At 38.6% G+C, this 20,170-nt stretch carries 19 protein-coding genes; 6 read left to right on the forward strand and 13 right to left on the reverse strand.

The annotated features are described in order from the left end of the window. Positions 1-110 precede the first annotated feature (110 nt). From IQ247_RS17585 to IQ247_RS17595, 3 genes are all read right to left on the reverse strand, one after another. Entirely contained in the window at positions 111-581 is a 471-nt protein-coding gene (locus IQ247_RS17585; protein WP_193922232.1) for a hypothetical protein, read from the reverse strand. Then, complete coding sequence (locus tag IQ247_RS17590; protein WP_193922234.1) at positions 578-976, reverse strand: hypothetical protein; 399 nt, start codon at positions 974-976, stop codon at positions 578-580. The genes IQ247_RS17585 and IQ247_RS17590 overlap by 4 nt, the downstream gene beginning before the upstream one ends. 447 nt (positions 977-1,423) lie before the next feature. Continuing rightward, entirely contained in the window at positions 1,424-4,510 is a 3,087-nt protein-coding gene (locus IQ247_RS17595; RefSeq protein WP_193922236.1) for an MFS transporter, read from the reverse strand. Positions 4,511-5,237: 727 nt separating this feature from the next. Between IQ247_RS17595 and dnaK the strand changes: the two genes are divergently transcribed. Then, entirely contained in the window at positions 5,238-7,151 is a 1,914-nt protein-coding gene (gene dnaK, locus IQ247_RS17600; RefSeq protein ID WP_193922244.1) for a molecular chaperone DnaK, read from the forward strand. Between the two features lie 106 nt (positions 7,152-7,257). On the opposite strand, the gene IQ247_RS17605 is transcribed toward dnaK, so the two are convergent. After that, on the reverse strand, positions 7,258-7,587 hold the full coding sequence (locus IQ247_RS17605) for a type II toxin-antitoxin system PemK/MazF family toxin (protein WP_193922247.1): 330 nt from the start codon (positions 7,585-7,587) through the stop codon (positions 7,258-7,260). Then, on the reverse strand, positions 7,565-7,771 hold the full coding sequence (locus IQ247_RS17610; protein WP_193922249.1) for a hypothetical protein: 207 nt from the start codon (positions 7,769-7,771) through the stop codon (positions 7,565-7,567). The genes IQ247_RS17605 and IQ247_RS17610 overlap by 23 nt, the downstream gene beginning before the upstream one ends. 396 nt (positions 7,772-8,167) lie before the next feature. Between IQ247_RS17610 and IQ247_RS17620 the strand changes: the two genes are divergently transcribed. The 3 genes from IQ247_RS17620 to IQ247_RS17625 all read left to right on the forward strand — a co-directional run bounded on the left by IQ247_RS17620 (position 8,168) and on the right by IQ247_RS17625 (position 9,301). After that, complete coding sequence (locus IQ247_RS17620) at positions 8,168-8,359, forward strand: type II toxin-antitoxin system RelE/ParE family toxin (protein WP_228059834.1); 192 nt, start codon at positions 8,168-8,170, stop codon at positions 8,357-8,359. A gap of 14 nt (positions 8,360-8,373) precedes the next feature. Continuing rightward, positions 8,374-8,442, forward strand: a complete 69-nt coding sequence (locus IQ247_RS32635) for a hypothetical protein (RefSeq protein ID WP_228059835.1) — start codon at positions 8,374-8,376, stop codon at positions 8,440-8,442. A 130-nt stretch (positions 8,443-8,572) separates the two neighbouring features. Further along, positions 8,573-9,301 carry a hypothetical protein gene (locus tag IQ247_RS17625; RefSeq protein WP_193922251.1) on the forward strand — a complete coding sequence of 243 codons (729 nt, stop codon included), beginning with the start codon at positions 8,573-8,575 and terminating at the stop codon, positions 9,299-9,301. 161 nt (positions 9,302-9,462) lie between these two features. On the opposite strand, the gene IQ247_RS17630 is transcribed toward IQ247_RS17625, so the two are convergent. The 4 genes from IQ247_RS17630 to IQ247_RS17645 all read right to left on the reverse strand — a co-directional run bounded on the left by IQ247_RS17630 (position 9,463) and on the right by IQ247_RS17645 (position 14,201). Further along, on the reverse strand, positions 9,463-10,398 hold the full coding sequence (locus IQ247_RS17630) for a S66 peptidase family protein (RefSeq protein ID WP_228059836.1): 936 nt from the start codon (positions 10,396-10,398) through the stop codon (positions 9,463-9,465). A gap of 212 nt (positions 10,399-10,610) precedes the next feature. Continuing rightward, positions 10,611-11,672 (reverse strand): glycosyltransferase family 4 protein, encoded by a 1,062-nt coding sequence (locus IQ247_RS17635; RefSeq protein WP_193922254.1) that lies wholly within the window; start codon positions 11,670-11,672, stop codon positions 10,611-10,613. 58 nt (positions 11,673-11,730) lie between these two features. After that, entirely contained in the window at positions 11,731-12,960 is a 1,230-nt protein-coding gene (locus IQ247_RS17640; RefSeq protein ID WP_193922263.1) for a peptidoglycan-binding protein, read from the reverse strand. Positions 12,961-13,112: 152 nt separating this feature from the next. Further along, on the reverse strand, positions 13,113-14,201 hold the full coding sequence (locus tag IQ247_RS17645) for a DMT family transporter (protein WP_193922265.1): 1,089 nt from the start codon (positions 14,199-14,201) through the stop codon (positions 13,113-13,115). A 175-nt stretch (positions 14,202-14,376) separates the two neighbouring features. On the opposite strand from IQ247_RS17645, the gene IQ247_RS17650 reads away from it, so the two are divergent. Further along, positions 14,377-15,042 (forward strand): gamma-glutamylcyclotransferase, encoded by a 666-nt coding sequence (locus IQ247_RS17650; RefSeq protein ID WP_193922267.1) that lies wholly within the window; start codon positions 14,377-14,379, stop codon positions 15,040-15,042. A gap of 73 nt (positions 15,043-15,115) precedes the next feature. Here IQ247_RS17650 and IQ247_RS17655 read toward each other — a convergent pair whose 3' ends face one another. The 4 genes from IQ247_RS17655 to IQ247_RS17670 all read right to left on the reverse strand — a co-directional run bounded on the left by IQ247_RS17655 (position 15,116) and on the right by IQ247_RS17670 (position 18,631). Further along, entirely contained in the window at positions 15,116-15,397 is a 282-nt protein-coding gene (locus IQ247_RS17655) for a hypothetical protein (RefSeq protein ID WP_193922312.1), read from the reverse strand. A 515-nt stretch (positions 15,398-15,912) separates the two neighbouring features. Continuing rightward, on the reverse strand, positions 15,913-16,359 hold the full coding sequence (locus IQ247_RS17660) for a type II toxin-antitoxin system VapC family toxin (RefSeq protein ID WP_193922274.1): 447 nt from the start codon (positions 16,357-16,359) through the stop codon (positions 15,913-15,915). Continuing rightward, positions 16,356-16,598 (reverse strand): hypothetical protein, encoded by a 243-nt coding sequence (locus IQ247_RS17665; RefSeq protein ID WP_193922276.1) that lies wholly within the window; start codon positions 16,596-16,598, stop codon positions 16,356-16,358. The genes IQ247_RS17660 and IQ247_RS17665 overlap by 4 nt, the downstream gene beginning before the upstream one ends. Positions 16,599-17,011: 413 nt before the next feature. Next, the gene (locus IQ247_RS17670) at positions 17,012-18,631 is read right to left on the reverse strand and encodes a Ppx/GppA phosphatase family protein (protein ID WP_193922278.1); all 1,620 of its coding nucleotides are present in this window, start codon (positions 18,629-18,631) and stop codon (positions 17,012-17,014) included. 435 nt (positions 18,632-19,066) lie between these two features. Here IQ247_RS17670 and IQ247_RS17675 point away from each other — a divergent pair, with 435 nt between their 5' ends. Next, the gene (locus IQ247_RS17675) at positions 19,067-19,948 is read left to right on the forward strand and encodes a 4-hydroxybenzoate solanesyltransferase (protein WP_193922280.1); all 882 of its coding nucleotides are present in this window, start codon (positions 19,067-19,069) and stop codon (positions 19,946-19,948) included. The last annotated feature ends 222 nt before the right edge of the window (positions 19,949-20,170 follow it).

The following is a 20,170-nucleotide window of genomic DNA, read 5'->3' on the forward strand; positions in this document are numbered from 1 at the left end:
GGATGGGGGATGGGGAGAAAATAAATATTAACTGTCAACTGTCAACTGTCAACTGTCCACTGTCAACTAACTCCAAACTGTCGCTTCACTTCTACAATAAATCCCCACAATCAAATACAATAAATCGCGATCGCGATGCTTTGCTGCAAGTAAAACGCAAGTTCTATGGTGTAGGAGATGTCACAAATAGAAGTACTCGTTTTATCCATAATCCTGCAACTAAGTTCCCCGGTCACGGGCGCTTCTCCTCTAACTACATTCAAAGAATTCTGCTGGAAATACAAAGTTACTTGTGGACGATGCCTACGTTCTACAGCAAAAGTTGTAACAGGTATACCGTATACAGGCTGTTGCAATGACCGCAATTGTCCGATAGTTATTTGGAATAGCCACTGACGTTGCAGGGCTACTAATAGCGGGTCATCATCTTTGATCAAGCAAGCGTGCTTTAATCTGCTGATTGGAGTCGCAACGTCATCATCAGGTGAATCCTTAAACCATTCCTTGACTTCTCGGTTATGTTCCCTACGGACAATATCTGTGAGGTTTTCAATTTCATTAAAATCTGCGGGGATTGTCATTCTAAAATTGATTTAAAGTCTTCAAGAGTAACTGGAGGAAGGGACGGAGTAGTACTAGCGGCTTTATCAGATGCTTTCTTGTCGGCAATAGGTTTATTGTCCTTACGCTCCTTGGGTGTTAAGTCTTCAATACCTTTATTGAATTCTTCTGATTGTTTGTTAATTTCGTTAACATTCTCTGTAATGCTGAGAATTTCACCTGTTACCATCTCTATACCACTAGCGGCTTCCTCTAAATTTTCTAGCCGCTGCATCCATACTGATTGGGCATTAACTCTTTCTGGTAGCCAGTTGTAGGCATCCGGAGCGATTACCTGATAAGTTTTTAAAGCGTTACCAATTTTCCCTGTGTTTTCTGCTGTAAATTCGGTGACATTGCGTACTGAGTCAGTCATGCTACGAACTGAGCTTTGACTAGTAACCTTTTTTGTAGACAAGCAATGTCAATTCGGGACAATTGTCTATATTTTTTTGATGTATTTTATGCTTCGTTTTTTGCTAAAATCTTAGAAAAGCTTTCTTGATTGATATGCAAAAACCGTAGCTACATCAAGATGTTTAACAATCACGCGGATGGCTTAACCGTGTAAGCTTGTTGAGGGTTAACCGCTCCCATGCCCCCGTTGAAACAAGAAATAAAAGTCTAGACTTGTCTAGTTTTTATATAGCAGTCGATTATATTAGCCCCAGCTTGATAAATACGATTCGCTTTCTTGAAGTTAGCATTAAGCGCTGCAACGTTTTCTGCTCCAAATCAGGTATTAGCAAAGTCAGCACAGAAAGACGTAGCAGTGCTACGTCTCTCCAAGGATTTGGGGTTTTATCCGAAATAAGGGCGATTACTAGTATATGCTTCTGACGGCTAAGACTCCGGCGATCGCACTTCCGACAAGTGAGGTTAAAGCTGCACCAAACAACCACCATGCGGCACTTGCAGCAGCAGCTTTCGCATCGATGGCTTGTTTTTTGGCTTGTTGTTTGATGGCTTTTAATCTTTTCTGAGTTTCTTTTTGGATGCGTTCTCCTCTTTGTAAAACACTATCTCTGGCTGCTTCTATTTGACTAACTATACGTTCAGCGTCTTTTTGAGAAACATCTTCGCGGGAACTCAGAACAGCAATTAAACTATCACGGTCAAATTCTGATAGGCGATCGCGCAAGGCTTCAAATCCCATTTGTGGGTCGTCAAATAATTTGGCGAAGTCTTGTTTGATTCCTTCGTAATTTAACTCTGGACGCTCCAAGGAGTTGAGGTAATTGCGAATTTTGTCTAAAGTTTCGTCAACCGCAGATTGTACCTTCTGCTGCACCTGCTGGTACTGTTGTACAATTGAGTCGCGGGTTGATTCGATTTGGTCTGCAATTTGGTTGGCTTCTTCTTCGGAAATATCTTCTCTTTGAGAAAGCACTGATACTAATGTATCTCGGTCAAACTGAGAAATGCGTGAGCCTAAGTTTTCAATTCCAGAGCGTGGGTCTTGCAATAGTAATTGTAAATCGCGTTTGATTCCTTCGGGGTTGAGTTCTTGTTTATCGGTAGAACGTAAATATTCTTCGATATCAGCTTGGAAGTTAGCTACTCGTTCACTAGTACGCTTTGCTAACCGACGCGGTGCTTTTACAATGTCGGTAATTGTATCTTGTAGGTTGTCAATTACTTGGTTAACTTGTTCTTCGCTCAAATCTTGACGTTGAGAAAGCAGTTTAACTAAGGTTTCTCTGTCTATTTGAGAAAGGCGATCGCGCAGTGCTGAAGCTCCTTGTTTGGGTTCGTCGAGTAGTTTTTGCAAATCGCGTTTGATTCCTTCGGGGTTGAGTTCTTCTTGATCAGTATTACGTAAATACTCTGAAAGTTTTTCTACTGTTTGTTCGTATTGCTGTTTGGTCTTTTCTGCAACTTTTTGTGGTGCTTGTAAGACGTTATCGCGTACTGAGAATAATTGGTCGATTTTTTGATTTACCTCTTCTTCGCTTAAATCTTGACGTTGAGAAAGTAGTTTAACTAAGGTATCGCGGTCAAATTGTGCAAGCCGTTGACGCAATAATTTGGCTCCGAGTTCTGGCTCGTCTATAAGTGCTTTAAAATCGCGTTTGATTTCTTCAGGATTGAGTTCTTCTTTATTGGTATTGAGTAGATAGTTTTCTACTTTTTCTTGCAATTCATTAGCTTTATTTGTAGCTTGTTGTTGCAGTTCTTGAGCGCGATTTAACACGTTATCGCGGGTATTTTCCAGTTGACCAACTATATTATCAGCTTCTTCCTGACTAATATCTTGACGTTGGGAAAGCACTTTGACTAAATCATCCCGGTTGAATTGTTGTAAACGATTCTTCAACTCGTCAAAATTGGCTTGGGAATCTTCTAATAATTTACTAAAGTCCTGTTTTATAGCTGAGGGGTTGAGTTCTTCTTTACTTGTTGAATTTAGATATTGTTCAATTTGGCTGCGGAGATTTTTTGATGTTTCTTTCTCTGCTGCTTCCCCTAAAGTTTGTAATACTTCGCTACGAATTTCTTCCATTTGTTGGACAATTTCTTTTACTCTTACTTCGCTAAGTTCTTGCCGTTGTTTGAGTAAGTTGTTTAAGTATTCTCGATCGATTTCTTCGAGTTGTTGTTTAACTTTTGTGGGGTCTGCACTAGTATCATAGATGACTTCTTTGAATTCATCTTTGAGCGTTAAGCGATTAAAATGCCAAGGAAAAGAATTCAAAATGTACTCTTGCACATCTGCTTTAATAGGATTAGTAGATGCTTGAGATATTTTCTGAGTGGCTTGTTTTCTCAGATTTTGCAATTGTTGAGTAATCTCCTCAATATCTATTTCGGGAAGTTTGTGCTTCAGTTTTTGCAATTGAGGTTTAATCTTCTCAACATCCAAATCGGATAAATTTAGTTTACTCATCATTGCTGGAACAGCCGCACCCAAGCCATATTTAACCGCTTGCTGCATTAATAAGCCACTACCACCACCTGCTAAAACTCCAGCCAATTGTTTTTGTAACTGCGAGCCTAGCTCTTCGGAATTTAGTTGATCGGGAGTAGCTTTTGCAATCAAATCTATTACCTGCTGTGTGGGATTTTGACCGTTTACAGCTTGATTCCAAGCTCCTTCAAGTTGATCTGCAACTTGATTGATATCTTCTTGAGAAAAATCGGTACGATTGCTAATCAAATTAACAAAAGTATCGCGGTTGACGCTTTTGAGTAAGTTGCTATTACCAAGAGATTGTAAATTGCCGTCTTGAAGAACTTGATCGAATTGAGTGCGAATTTCGTTGAAATTTAGTTTAGGTAAATTTACAGTTTTTAAGGAATTTTCTACAGTGTTTTTAATACTATCACCATCAAAACCAGAAGTTAATTCGCGACGGACTGCGGCGGTAATATCTTCTGCTGTGGAAACCATTTGATTTTTAGCAGCATTCGCTCCCAAAACACCTGTCGCCGTACCCATAATACCTTGAATGCCAGAACTAGCAGTATTTATAAGAGAACCAATCAGCGCTCCCGCAGCCGATGAACCCAGCCATACAATTACTGAAAAGTATGTAGACCAGATGACAACACCAATAATTGCTCCTAAAACCGTGCTTTCGATTAAACTTAGTTTCACCGCTAAAAAGCAAGCGATAAATAAAGCGATAGTCGCCGTAATTAATGCCCAAATACCCACCTTGGCTTCTACCTTACTAATCGTTCCACCGACTGTATCAGAATTATCGTCATCAGAAAAATCTCCTCCTAAAGAAGAAATACCTACAGCGATTGACAAATTAGTCAGCAGTAATTGAAAGGCGATCGCCATTACTATTCCAGATACCAAAGCAACTAAAAATTGCGGTCCGGAAAAAATTAGTGATGCTTCTTGGGGAGTAACATATCCTTGCATTGGTACTTGTCCAACAATATTTGCGATTGGAAACATATCGTTTAGCCCTTTATCTAGATCAATGAGATATTGTTATTTCTTGAGTCGGAATAACCTGTTCTCAGGCTAGCTAGCAGATAGGATACCTTTTACTTCCCAAAGAAATATATGTTGATATCAAAAGTATTAAATTGTAATTATCTCAAAATAATCGTTAATTACTACTAAGAATTTTCAAATTGATTTGGAAGTTGGTATAAAAATGATGGAAATATTAATTAGGGCAAACTTACACTGGGAATAATCAACTTTCAAAATATGTTCAAAATATATTTTATGGTTTAAAATCGGGAAAATTTTTCAAATCAAAGCCAAAAGTTTGTTTCTCAAGTCAACTTCTCGGCAGATTTATTAGAAATAAGGCAATTTAAATCCTATTTTTGATCGAAAAGACGGCAAACACCACTCTAATATTACGGTTCACCCGAATTACTCATAGTATTAATTCTCATACATTAGACATTATGCAAGCAAACACTGATTGAGCCATAACTAAGCCATTAAAAATTTATGAAGCATGACCGTCCAAGTACGGGTTCGGGAAACCACCCTTCATTCACAGGCTGCATAGGCTCAGTATATATAACAGTGTAAGCGGGATAATGCCCAATTTACATTGACTATTGATGTCTTACTGGCTGCTTTTTTTAAGCCAGTTACCTCAAAATTAAATCTTTTATATTCCCATTCATTGTTTTTGTAGTTATACGGAGCCAAGATTAAAATGGCAAAAGTAGTTGGAATTGACTTAGGTACAACTAATTCCTGCGTAGCAGTCATGGAAGGTGGTAAACCCACGGTTATTGCTAATGCAGAAGGTTTTCGTACCACTCCTAGTGTTGTAGCTTTCGCGAAAAATGGGGATCGCCTTGTCGGACAAATCGCCAAGCGTCAAGGGGTAATGAACCCTGAAAACACTTTTTATTCGGTTAAGCGTTTCATCGGACGCAAGCACGAAGAAATTACTCACGAAGCGACTGAAGTTTCTTATAAAGTAGTTCGCGATAGCAACGGAAACGTTAAGGTTGATTGTCCCCAAGCGGGTAAACAATTTGCTCCGGAAGAAATTTCCGCGCAGGTTCTTCGTAAGCTAGTTGAAGACGCTAGTAAGTATACCGGCGAAACTATCACCCAAGCTGTAATTACTGTTCCTGCTTATTTCAACGACTCTCAGCGTCAAGCAACTAAAGATGCTGGTAAGATTGCCGGTATTGAAGTATTGCGGATTATCAACGAACCTACCGCCGCTTCCTTGGCGTATGGTTTGGATAAGAAGAGCAACGAAACTATCTTGGTATTTGACCTTGGTGGTGGTACCTTCGACGTATCTATTTTAGAAGTAGGTGACGGTGTATTTGAAGTTCTTTCAACTTCTGGAGATACCCACCTCGGTGGTGACGATTTCGATAAACAAATTGTTGATTACTTAGCTCAAGATTTTCAAAAGCAGGAAGGTATCGACCTCCGGAAAGACAAACAAGCTTTACAGCGTTTAACCGAAGCAGCAGAAAAAGCTAAAATCGAGCTTTCCAGCGTTACTCAAACCGAAATTAACTTACCATTTATTACCGCAACTCAGGATGGTCCCAAGCATTTGGATACAACCCTGACTCGCGCTAAATTTGAAGAAATTTGCTCGAAATTAATCGACCGTTGTCGCATTCCGGTTGAAAACGCACTGCGCGACGCAAAATTAAATAAAGACAATATTGACGAAATTGTATTAGTTGGTGGTTCTACCCGGATTCCCGCAGTCCAAGAAGTTGTTAAGCGGGTATTAGGAAAAGAACCCAATCAAACCGTTAACCCCGACGAAGTTGTAGCAGTCGGTGCTGCTATCCAAGCTGGTGTACTTTCTGGTGATGTTACCGGAATCTTACTTTTAGATGTAAGTCCGTTGTCCTTGGGTGTGGAAACTCTTGGTGGAGTCATGACCAAAATTATTCCCCGCAACACCACCATTCCTACCAAGAAATCAGAAGTATTTTCTACCGCTGTAGATGGTCAAACTAATGTGGAAATTCACGTTCTCCAAGGTGAGCGTGAAATGTCCAACGATAACAAGAGTTTGGGAACCTTCCGTCTTGATGGAATTCCTCCCGCACCTCGTGGAGTACCTCAAATTGAAGTTACCTTCGATATCGACGCTAACGGTATTTTAAACGTTACCGCTAAAGATAAAGGTACTGGTAAGGAACAATCCATCAGTATTACTGGTGCTTCTACTTTGGATAAATCCGAAGTCGAGAAAATGGTTCAAGAAGCCGATAAATTCTCTTCTACTGATAAAGAACGTCGGGAAAAAATCGACCGTAAGAACCAAGCTGATTCCTTAGCATATCAAGCAGAAAAGCAGTTGCAAGAATTGGGAGATAAAGTTCCCGCAGACGATCAAACCAAAATCAAAGGTTTAGCCAAAGATTTGAAAGATGCTGTCACCAAAGAAGACGACGAGCAAATTCAAAAGCTAATGCCAGAATTGCAACAAGCACTGTTTACCGTTGGTAGCAATATGTATCAACAAGCCGGTGATACTGCTCCTGATGGTGCTGGTGCTGGTGCCGGTGCTGCTGGAGATACAGGTAGCGCTTCTACTGGCGATGATGTCATTGATGCTGACTTCACTGAGTCTAAGTAATCCGGCGCTTTGTTACCGCTGTTACATTTACAAAGTCCGCCTGTGCGGACTAGATTATAATCAGATTTCTTGTCCCCGCAATTCTTGGAATGTGGGGATTTTTGATTTATAAAGCCAGCCATAAACGAAGAGATGTATCTATTGTTTGTGCATCTTGAGCAGATAATTTGCCGATGAACTTAATAATTAAACTTTGTTCAATAGTATAAATTCCTCTTTTTACGGCAGTAGGAACATTTAGTTGAGCAGCTTCCCAATCAGTTAAAATAAACTCTCCAGGGAAAAGAGAATCTATTCGACTAGTAAGCGGAACTATAAGATAATCTTGGGAAGAAGATTCAGAATTTACAACAACAGCAGGACGTACTTTTATTGCTGAAAGGTCGGAACAAGGATAGCGCACTAAAATTACACTATTTTTTGAGTAATTCGGCATAAATCTCATCCTCTTGATTATCCCAAACCTTATTTAAAGATTTTTCACTTGTTGTTAACCAAAATTGCTGCTCATCTTGATCAGAAATCAAAGTAATTAAAACTTTAGTACCTTCCGATAGTTGAATATCTTCCAATAACTCAATTTTGCCATTACGAACAGTAGCCCAGACACTTTTCAGCATTTTATTAGCTCCAAAAAATCCCAATTAAACAAATTACTATCTAATTATTTGATAATTTTCCCAATATCATCGCCTAGGTTACGCTTTGCTACAGTAAAGTTATAGTTAAACGAGAAAGCTATAAACGATTATGTCTTCCCGAACGGTAAATGAAGCCCAAAATAATTTACAAAGTTAATTGACCAAGCAGCACAGCAGGGTAAACCGATTATTATCGAAGGCGATTCTCGTTCCGAGAGGCTTTGCCAACGCGGTAATGCGATACTGCTGGCAGAAAAAGACTGGTCTGCAATTCAGGAAACGCTTTATTTATTATCTATCCCAGGAATGCGAGAATCTATTAAAGAAGGTTTGGCAACCCCAATTAAAGATTGTGATGGCGATTTGGATTGGTAAATGGAACAAGAGAGTGCTTGGCAAATACTTTACACAAATCTTGCAAAAAAAGACGCAAAGAAGTTAGCTTCTAGCAACTTAAAGGATAAAGCAGAAGAATTGCTTGCTATTTTTGCAGAGAATCCGTTTCAAAATCCCCCTCCTTATGAGAAATTAGTTGGCGATTTAGAGGGGCATATTCTCGCAGGATAAATGTCCAACATCGATTGGTTTATGAAATTATTGAATCTGAAAAAATAGTTAAGGTAATTCGGATGTGGACGCATTACGAGTAAGTTTCCAATTATCTAATTATTTCATTTTCCTCTTAATTGATGCCACGGCGCAATCCTATATAAGGGGATGCGGAAAAAGCTTTTGCTGCTTAAACTTGTGAAAGTGTAATTTCCCTTATTCTTGATTATTATGCCATCTTTATTTAAAAGGATTCCCCTAAATTCGTCTGAATCTAATATTAAAGAGCAAAGATTATTACTTATACCTCGTTCCCAACGTCAAGAATTCTTTTTGTTGTTTACTTTTATGACAACTTTGGGATGGATTGGAGGAGGAATTGCTAGTCTTGCTTTAGAAAAAATTCTCCGAGAGAATATACCCGCTGATTTCGCTCAAAATGAACTGTTATGGTATCGGATTGCAAAATTAATTGCTACTAGTTTATTTGCACTAATTTTTGCAGCCGATCAATCTATTCCTCTGCATAAATATATATCTGGTTGGTGGTGGACTTTTGCAACCGCAATCGGTTGGTTAGTTGCTAATACTGTTTCTAATGCATGGATTGCTTATATTTCATCTGTTGCTGCATCAACAAATCAAATATCGTCACAAACAGTTATATTTTTGGGAATCTTATCAAATGCTGCTTATATTTTTTCTTGGCTTTGGTTGGGTTTATTACAATATTTGGTGTTAAGAAAATATGTAAAAACTGGATGGTGGTGGATTTTTGTACCGTCTATTTCCTATTTATTTATTAGTATCTCAATGCTATTAGTTTCCTGGGGAGAAAACTTGATTCCAGTAATACATCGTCATGTAATTTTATATTTAATAAAACAAGGATTAACAGCATTTATTTTGGCTGCTATTCCGGCTATTAGTTTTTGTCGTTTGCACAGAAAAAATATTTAAGAGGCTCTTGCTTCAATTCAATTAGAATGGAGGCAGTATCCGGTGGTTTAAACCGCAACTACACCTTCCAAAGTCCACCTACGGTGGACTAGTTAATTGATAACCCGCGCAGGCGGGTGCCGGTTTGTGTAGACGCGACTTATAGTCGCCAGGTACAGTTGTTAATTAAAACTCAAAATTCCTTCATCTGCATCCAAAGTTGCCATTACACCTACAGGTAAAGCTGCATTGGGTGCTTCATGTCCAAAAGGTAAGCCCGAAACAACAGGAATACCTAAATCACCAAGGCGATCGCGCAATACTTCCTCTACGGTGAAGCTGGGTATATTTGGTGGTGCTTCGCAGCGGGTAAAGCTACCTACCGCAATTCCGACTATTTTTGCTAAAGCTCCACTCATCCGCCATTGAGTTAACATTCTATCGATGCGATAAGGTGCTTCTGTGACATCTTCTATTGCCAAAATTACACCATCAAGTTCTGGTTGCATCGGTGTACCCAACAGATGAGTCGCGACGGTAAGGTTTGCTGGTAATAATTTACCGCTAACAATACCACCTCCCCATCCCCTACCTTGTAAAGGTTCTAGGGATTTACCTTCTACTAAATCAAATAATCTTTGGATTGACCAAATTGGTTCTTCCGCTAAAGTGGTCATTACAGGTGCATGAACCCCACAAATTCCCGCTTTGTAAAGACTCCATAATAAAGCTGTGATATCGGAGAAACCAATTAACCATTTTGGTGATGGGACATCGGCAGTTTCTTGGTTTTGCAACATCCACGTCCATGCTTCTAAAATCCGTGTAGTGCCAAAACCACCTCTAGCACAAAGAATACCACGACATTCGGGGTCTTGCCATGCTGTTGCTAAGTGAGTGCGGCGTTTTGCGTCATTACCGGCTAAATATCCCCATCTATCCTCTATTTCCGGAATTACCTCCACTCGATAACCACGCGATCGCCAAATTTCTACACCACTATGGAATACTTCAATTTCTCGTAAAGCGCCACTCGGGGCAATTACCCTCAATAAGTCTCCAGGTTGCAACGGTTGCGGTACTAGTAAGGTTTTGGGGTGTTGAATTTTGATTTGCATTGACTGCTGGTTATTTGTAATGGATGGTAATGGGGAAGTTGTCATTTGATTTTAGATTTTAGATTTTGGATTGCTTTATTCTTTTAAAAACAAGCTCATAGTTTGGAGATTTTTGATTGTCTTTCCTATTTCAAGATTCATAGGTCTTTATCCGTAAACATGAGGTAAAAAAATGATTAACTATCCTAAAATTTCTGCAATTTTAAACACTGTCAACTGCTAACTGTATTAATAAACCATTGTTCAAAACGTTCGCCTAATATTTCTAAGGAAAATTCTTTTTGTGCTGTATCCCTACAAGTTTGACGGTTTATTTGATCTAATCGGTTTGTTGCTTCTATTAATCCAGTAACACTATCCGGTTCTACTAAAAAACCAGTTTTACCATCTTGAATAATAGATGCAGGGCCACCCCGACTATAGGAAATTACTGGAACTCCACAAGCTAAAGCTTCAATTGCTACATTCCCAAATGCTTCCACCCAACGGGGTGTCATAATTAATGCCCGACATTCGCGGACAATTTGCTGCATTTCCTTAGTAGACAAAAACCCTAGATATTCAATCGGTGCATTTGGGTAATCTTGCTGAATTTTCTGCCAGTAAGATTCATCTTGAATTTTACCCATAATCTTGAGTGGAATGTTAGTACTTTCTGCTACAGCAAAGGCATCTTCTAAACCTTTTTCTGGAGAAATTCGACCCAACCAAACTAATTGTTGTTTGGGCTGACTGCAAAATTCATACAAGGATAAATCTATACCACTGCTTAAATAATATATCGGTGGAGTTAATTGGGGAAAAGTCGCAGCTTGAGCGGGGGTATAAAAACCAATCGTACCGGGAAATTGTTGTGATATTTCTACGATAATCCCGTCGAGAGCATCAGCAAGAGAACCCATACTGACGAAATGAGCTACAGGACCATTTAAAAAAGGTGTCAAGTAAAAAGGCAACCAATCGTAAGCAAAATTAACAATCAAGTCATATTTATTCTCCACTTGACGAACGCAATCCCACATATTCCCTAAAACAGAATTTTTTGGCATTGTAATAGGCGTTGTACGTTCTAAACTTTGGGCAATAATTTGTAAATTTCCCGAAATCTGCATTATCGGTAAGTTATCCCATGTACAACCAGCAGGAGCAACAATTTGCAAATCGTGTCCCCGACGGATCATTTCTTGAGCAATATTGTACAAACTTAATTCCACACCACCACCAAGTCCAGAACCAAGTGGCCCAACAGGAGTAGAAACGAAGAGTAATTTCATTAGTAATTATTAATGGGTAATTGGTAATTGGTAATTGGTAATTGGTAACTGTCAACTGTCAACTATCATCTTGCCACTCTTGTGGATATTGAATCTGCGTTTGTGGTCCCTCGGATGGTAGGATACGAATACGATTCATTTGTGAAATTGCATATCTTGCTGTTTCCTGTACTTCTGAATCTTCATCTTCCATTGCCATGGATAACATTTGACTAATTTGAGCCATCATGTCGTAAACGCGAGTTAAGTCACGGATAGCGTTTTTACGCACGTCGGGACTTTCATCTTGCAGGGAAACTGCTAAAGCGCGATTCATTGGTTTAAGGGTACGGGTACCAATTTCTGCCAGAGCTGCTAAAATCAAACTACGTTGCTGGGAATCACTTTCAACCATCTGTTCTACTAATGGCTGAATTGCTCGCGAATCTCCTTTTTGTCCTAATTCCCAAATTGCTTTACGTCGCTTTGTAGGGTTGGAACTTTCTAAATCTTTGATTAATTCATCTACAACATTGACTTTGATCAGACGAGAAGTCTTTTCTGCTGGAAGTAAGTCTGAAGATGGTGTCACTGTAGATAATTCACCATCAAAAGCATCACTGGGCAAATATTCTTGAGTACCTTGAAGCTTGGGTAAAGATGGTTGAACTAAATCTGTATCTTCGATATATTCTTCGCGATCGCCATTTTCTAGTTTATCTGGGAATGGTTGAGCTATTTCAGTATCATCATCTACGTAAGTATCAGCATTATTCAATTGTCTGGAATATCTAAACCATTGAATGACATAAAACAATATTCCTACACCCGCCAATATTCCCACAGCTATCAAACCAAACCGAATCAAATCACTTTGTAAAAATTTTACCTCCTCCTCATCATTTGGTTCCGAAACAGCTTCTGGGGTGGGAGTAGAAGTAAAACCGCTTTGTTTGGCGATTTCTGTTTGTAGCAGTTGTCTAGTTCGACTACCTGCAATCCCATCCGCAAATAAACCCTTATCTTGCTGAAACTTAATTACAGCGTTGCGTGTAGTTGTACCAAATTGTCCGTCTGTAATGCCGTCATAATAACCCAATTTTTTCAACTGGTTTTGTAAAACCTTTACATTTTCTCCCGCACTACCTACTCGCAGGTTAGAGGGTAAAATCGTATCTGAGGAATTAACTTGAGCAATTTCTAATAAAAATGGTTTGTTCTTATAATTAGTTGCACCCGTAGAATTGATGTCAATTCCCAGACAACTCAGATAAGTAAATATAACTATAGGGTAATAACATCGCCTCATACAGCAAATTTCGGCAAAATAGTATTGTAAAAGTTACCGACACAACGATAACTTTAATTTACTTATTAATCTACTTAAAATGTTAACTTTTATCTTGACAAAAAGTTTAATGACTAGATGAAGAAGTACTCTATTATAGCCAATATCTTTATTTAGTGTAAAATCTCTGTTTCTGACTCCATAACTTTAATTTTTAAAGGATTCAGCTTGTTTTGAGATATTTCTAAAGTAGATTGCGTAGTTGTCTGAGGTAGAATATCGCCATCGATGTGCAACGGTTGCAGCTGATTGCGTTTGTCTAAAACATCCCGTTGATTAATTAAATAAATACTGGCTAGAGTGATTGCAACTCCTACCCACTGCAAAGCACTCAAAGATTCATTCAACAAGATACTACCAAATATCAAAGCAAATATCGGAGTTAAGAAGGTTAGAGAACTTAAACTGGTAAGATTTCCGCTAGAAGCAAAGTAGAAAAACATCCCATAGGCGATCGCGCTACCGAATATTGTCGCATAACCTAAAGCTAGCCAGTCTGAAGCAATCAAATTCTGTATCTGTTGAGATTCTGTAGTGGCAGAAATTCCCCATAATGGTAAACCACCCAATATCATATGCCATCCGGTAGCGGTGATTGGATCTACATGGCGAATCACAAATCGAATCATTACAGTTCCCACAGCCATACTCAACGCAGCTAGCAGCATCAATAATTCACCGCTTTGGAAAAATGATTGAGATATCGGAAATACGAAGTCGCTATTACTAGAGAAAATACTTAAAATTAGTTCGTCAGGTAAACCGATGATACTAATACCCAAAATTCCTAATATTAATCCAAAATATCCATATAAGCCGATTCTTTCGGCAAACAACCATGAACACATCAGTGCCACAGCTAAAGGCTGAGAATCAATCATTACTGAACCTAAACCCGCACCAGTCCTGACTAATCCTGCCGCTAAAAAGCCTTGAAACAGCGCTCCATCAACTAATCCAAATAGAGCAATCCATAGCCAAGCTTTCCAACCTTTGGGTTGAGGTTTACCCATAATTGCAGCCGCAATCAAAATCAATATCCCCGCCGGTAATATTCGCATCCCTGCCAGGAAAAAAGGCGTAGTATGGGGAATGACTCCTTTCATCGCTACCATCGCCGTACCCCAAAGGAAGAATGGCGAAATTAATAATAACGGTTTTAAAAGGGAAGAATCTACAGACGCACTTTTATTTAACTGCATGAGATTACAAAGGCTTTGATTTACGCAGGTCAAGATTTTATATTAATCAATCTTAACTAATTATTGCGTTTTATGAAGGAAATAATACTTATTTATTTTGGAGTTGATAGTTGATGCAGAATGAGTAATTGTCCATTGTTAACTGTCCACTGTCAACTGTCAACTTTTTCAAGATATGTCTCTAACTCGCGCTGATTTAGAATCTAGCCGGTTGCACAACATGATTTTGCAATCTGGTTTAGGAATGCAACTATTAAGTGAAAGCCAGTTGCAAGAGTCTATTCGCGTTACTTTAAAGTCCCATAAAGCAGATACGGATGTTTGGCTGTTCGCTTACGGTTCGTTAATTTGGAATCCTATATTTAAATATACTGAGCGTCTTGTGGGAACTGTTTATGGTTGGCATCGCCGCTTTTGCTTGCGAGCGCTGGTTGGTAGAGGAACTCCGGATAATCCCGGTTTAGTACTGGGTTTGGATTGTGGAGGTAGCTGTCGCGGCGTTGTTTATCGTATCCCTGCTGCTGAAATACATTCAGAATTGTTGCTGTTATGGCGGCGAGAAATGGTCATTGGTTCGTATATTCCCCGATGGGTTAAGGTACTATCTGGTACAAACGAAATCATGGCGATCGCCTTTATTATCAACCGACATCATCCAGATTATGCGGGTAAAATGTGCTTTGAAAGCACTGTTAATACTATCGCTACAGCCAAAGGTGAACTCGGTTCGAGTGCTGAATATTTAATGCAAACTGTTGAGGGTTTAAAAACAGTGGGAATAGAAGATAAACACTTGTTGCAATTGCATTCTAGTGTATTAGAACAACAGAATAATTGGTAATTGGTAATTGGTAATTGGTAATTGGTAATTGGTAATTGGTGGTTGGTAGTTGGTAATTGGTAGTTGGTAATAGTTATTTAGAATTACTAGTCAATTTACTTTTTTGATTTAGTAATACTTTGATATCGGTAGGTAGTTGTTCAAAGTTTGGATTTTGAATGGCATTTTTTGCAAGTTCTACCTGTATTTCGATTGCGATATCTTCAAACTTAGTTTCTTCATGATGGTACATTTGTGTATTGGGAATCCACCATTCAAAAATGACATCTAAATTTGAGTATAGTCGGCATTTAACGATTTTTTCGTATTCTTCGCCAAATTTTCCTAAGTATCTAGCAATTTCGGTTTTTGACATTATTTTATGTTTTTAGTTGTTTTTGAGATATAGCGGTCGTATATTAGTTTAAATAATTTTAGGTGTTGAGAAACTCGTTCTTTTGGAATAATCTAATTTTTTATTCGACTTCCATCTGATCCGCCTGGGGATGAAATTCTCAGTCTAATAGCATCAGTCCATTTTAATGGACTGAGAGAGTATATTTATGTTTTACAATATTTTGATATAGATTTATTAATTAAATTTCTAATCTTAAAAGATGAATAATATATTCAACTAAATTAAAATTAGGGGAATAAGTTGGAGTGTGAATAAAATCTACAGCTATTTTATTTTCTCTTATGCATTGAATTATTGTCTAAAATAATTGACTCTGGTACATCTACCGTAATTGAATCTTTATCCTGAGATACAAGATAATATCTTGGTATTTTGATTAACGGCACTTTTTTATCCTAATATTCCTAATCATATGGGCATAAAACAGCAATGCTTGACGGCAAGAGAAGGGTTTCGCACTCTGATCTCATTCCTTAGCTGTTTATGCTATTAGGGTGAACAATAGTAATTCCTTCAACTTCTACAAAGTCTTTTGGGTTTAAAGTCAAAATATGGCTGATGTTACGGGCAAGCACTACTGCCTGTATACGTAAATCGTGGGTGCGTTTTCCGGAAATCTTGTGAGTTGTAGCGAGACTTAACCAAATGGGAAATATATCTGGTGTTTCTTCCAGCAAATCAAATTGGTTTATCAGGATTTGCACCGCTCGTTCGGTTTCTTCTGGTGTCCATCCCAATCCATTTACAGCAACGGGACGAGTGGCTACAACCCAAAATTCAATTAAAACTTGAGGTGTGATAAAACATTGACCACCCTGTAGCAAGATTTGAGAAATAGCATTGCTAATAATTTCGTACTCAGAGGAGTGAGTATCAGCAAACCTAAGAATAATATTTGTATCCAACAAATAGCTTGTCATACACCGCGATCGCTATAAATATTCTCACGCAGGCTGGCTTCAGCAGGCAAATTTACATTACTTTTTGGGAATTGAGCCAGCCAATGACGAAATTGTTCGGCTTTTTCGGTTGGTGTCAATTTTTTGTGAGTTGCTTTCTCTAGCTGTCTGGTGTGGAGTCTAGATTGAAAAAGTTCCTGGTCTTCGGGGGAGAGGTTGAGTACCACTTCTACCAAAGAGTTTACAAGTTGTACATTCATGATTGTATATGGTATTTATTCTTTGATCGCGCTATGCAATGGCGACAAGAACTCCTACAGAATATCGACTTATTATAATTCTATTATTTTCTAGCCGTGCAAACATACCTAAGCATCATTCAAGTAAAAAATGGGCGAAACGGAAGATAACACTTGAAACGTGTCAAAATAAATGGCTCTTGCGTACTTTACGTGCTAAAATGTTAGGCTATTTGCAAAAAATGAAAGGCTACGATGATAAATATAAAATTCGCGTAGGTGATTACAGAATAGGTTTACGCACTTATTAACCCGGAAATTGATTTCCGGGCGGTTATGGGCTTCTACTGTTACCTACGAAAAATAATTTAGTGTTCCCCATACAACAATACAAACCGTATAATGGTGCGTTAGGCGCTCTACGCTAACACAACCTACAAACTCGCAATTAATTTAACTCCAAATTGCTCCTCAAATATTAATTTGCTATAACTCAAACTCCAAAGTTCTATCGCACAATCATCATTTTTAGCAGATGGAATAACTTTTAAATATAGCTCTTTATCATCTTTATTAAAATGGCATTCGATTCTGGATATTGCTCCATTTTGTCTTCTATCAAGGGATGTTGCTAATCTCAACAACGGACTTAATTGTTCTACTATTAACCTTTGCTCTTTTGTCACAAGGTTTTTATAGTTCTCATGCTTTTTCTTCGGCTGAGATTTACGATGATAACGCGCTAAATTGGCGATAATTTCGATTTCTGTTTCGTTATAACCGAGCAATCCGCTATTACGAATTAGATAATATGAGTGTTTATGATGAGAAGAATGATTTATATAATGTCCGCAGTTGTGTAACTCTGAGGCAGCCCATAATAAAAATCTTTCTTGATTCCCCCATTGGTGCAAATGATCTTTAGTTTGGTCAAATAGTGATAAAGCAAATGCTGCTATTCGTTCGCTATATTGTAAATTAACTTGATATTTCTTAGCTACTTTTAAAACACTTCGCTGTCTGATTGTGCTTTGGAAGCGCAGACGATTATCGATCAAATCGTGCGCTAACATCCAATCTACAATTACTCCTTCTCGTAACGCCCGCCCGCAGGTGGTTATAGATTCTACACCTAAAAGTGTCATCGCTTCCTGTAGTATTACTGCACCTGCTAGTATAACTTCTGACCTTTTATCCGGCATAGCGGGTATATTTGCTCGTTGCTCGTTAGTCATTTTCCGCAACCGCGTTACCCATTCTCGTAAATGTTTTAAAGTAAAATTGTAACCGTTCAATGTTGAAGGATTAGAATCGGATATTGCTTTGGCATGGATGGTAGCTAAAGTTTCAATTGTACCGGAAGTTCCCACTAAACGGGCTTGTTCGCCAAAATTAAGGTTTGATAACACTTCTTCTGCTGCACGTTCGAGCATTCCCCTGGCATAAGCTTGGAGGTAGTTAAATTCTTGGTCGCTTATAGGATCGGTTGTGATTAATTCGCTGGTTAATCTTACTGCTCCAACTTTGCTACTAGTAAGACAGCGCTCATAATGGGAATCACCTAAAATTAACTCTGTGGAACCACCACCAATATCAATGATAATATGTGGTTTATTATTGAACTCCATCCCCGAAAGCACACCCAAGTAGATCCGTCGGGCTTCTTCTTCTCCGGAAATTAGGTCAACATCTAAATTTAACTCTTCTTTGATCCAGGATAAAAAATATTTACCGTTGGGTGCTTCCCTGACAGCGCTGGTTGCGACTGCGATTATTGTTTCAGCATTTAAAGTTTTGGCAATCTCTTGAAAACGACTTAAAGCCGCAATCGCTTTAGTCATTGTTTCAGGTTTGAGGTTTCCTGTGTCAATATCGCGATCGCCAAGTCTAACGGTGTCTTTTTCTTTACCGATAATACTAAAAGATGGTAAGCGCGGTTCAATTTTGACAATTACCATGTGTACCGAGTTGGTACCTAAATCAATCGCTGCAATTATCCGCTCGGAATTAAAGTTTTGGTTGGAAACATCTGTTGTCATCACTGAATTAACCATTGGTTTTTTTTATAAAACGTAGTAATAGTTAGTTTTGAGGATTCTTATCGGTGCAGTACTTGTACTGAGGGGAACTCTATACAAGTCAATCTCAAAAAATTTAAAAGTTAGCTTATACTATTTTTCTACAGTGTCACCTGAAAGTATCCAGAATTAGTTTAATTTTTATTTGGTTTTTTATGATGTTTTCTAGATATCAAATCAGTTGACAGTGAACAGTAAACAGTTGACAGTGAACAGTAAACAGTTATCAGTAAACAGTGAAGCGCGAAGCTTGTCCTTTATGACATATATTTATCTATTGAATGCTTCCTCTTTTATCTCCCACCATACATCGAGGAGTGAAGAAGCTTCAGAAGAACACCGTATTAAACAACTTCGAGTTCGGTAACTGATAACTGTCAACTGTTTACTGTTCACTGTCAACTGATTACTATGGTTACTCAATCAGAACAACAAATTGAATCTACGTTTAGCAAAATAATCCGACTTCTACGGTGGAATAAACCAGAAGGAAGATTAATCTTGATGATTCCTGGTTTGTGGGCTGTATTTTTAGCAGCACAAGGAAAACCTCCTTTACCATTAGTCGGAGTGATCATTTTAGGGACTCTTGCTACAAGTGCTGTGGGGTGCGTTGTCAATGATTTATGGGATAAAGATATAGATCCCGAAGTCGAAAGAACCAAAAACCGTCCCCTTGCTTCTCGTACACTATCCATCAAAGTAGGGGTAGTTGTAGCGATAGTCGGGATGGTTTGTGCTGCGATTCTCGCTTTTTATCTTAACCCGCTCTCGTTCTGGTTGTGCGTCGCAGCGGTTCCGGTAATTCTGCTTTATCCCGGTGCGAAACGAGTATTTCCCGTACCTCAGTTAGTACTTTCTATTGCTTGGGGTTTTGCCGTATTAATTAGCTGGAGTGCGGTAACACAGAACCTTTCACAACCAACTTGGTTGCTTTGGGGTGCCACTGTATTATGGACTTTAGGATTTGATACCGTTTATGCTATGAGCGATCGCGATGATGACAAACGCATCGGTGTCAATTCCAGCGCTTTATTTTTTGGTAACTATGTTCAAGAAGCAATTGCTGTCTTTTTTATCGCAACTGTCGCCTTATTATTTTGGTTGGGAATTGTCACACATCTTCATATTGCATTTTGGATCAGTGTTGCGATCGCATTTGCTGGTTGGATATGGCAATATTTACGTTTGAAACAACCAGATTTACCTACAGCAGCTTATGGTGAAATGTTCAGAGAAAACGTCTGGATTGGTTTTATTCTCCTCGCTGGAATGATGATTGGGAGTTTTTAACAGTTAGCAGTGAGCAGTTAACAGTTAACAGTGGAAGGTGAGCAGCAAATAGTTAACGTTAAAAACAAACACGCTTATATCGTAAAGCCTTCCACCAACATAGGACACTAAACTGCTAACTGCTCACTGTAAACCGAAATTTTACTGATTTTATATAAAAATTTAGTAAATATATCTAAGGCTAGATGTGTAAATATACGATATTTATTACTAGTTGAATAT

Source organism: Plectonema cf. radiosum LEGE 06105, assembly GCF_015207665.1.
GTDB classification, from domain to species: Bacteria; Cyanobacteriota; Cyanobacteriia; order Cyanobacteriales; family Nostocaceae; genus Rivularia; species Rivularia radiosa_A.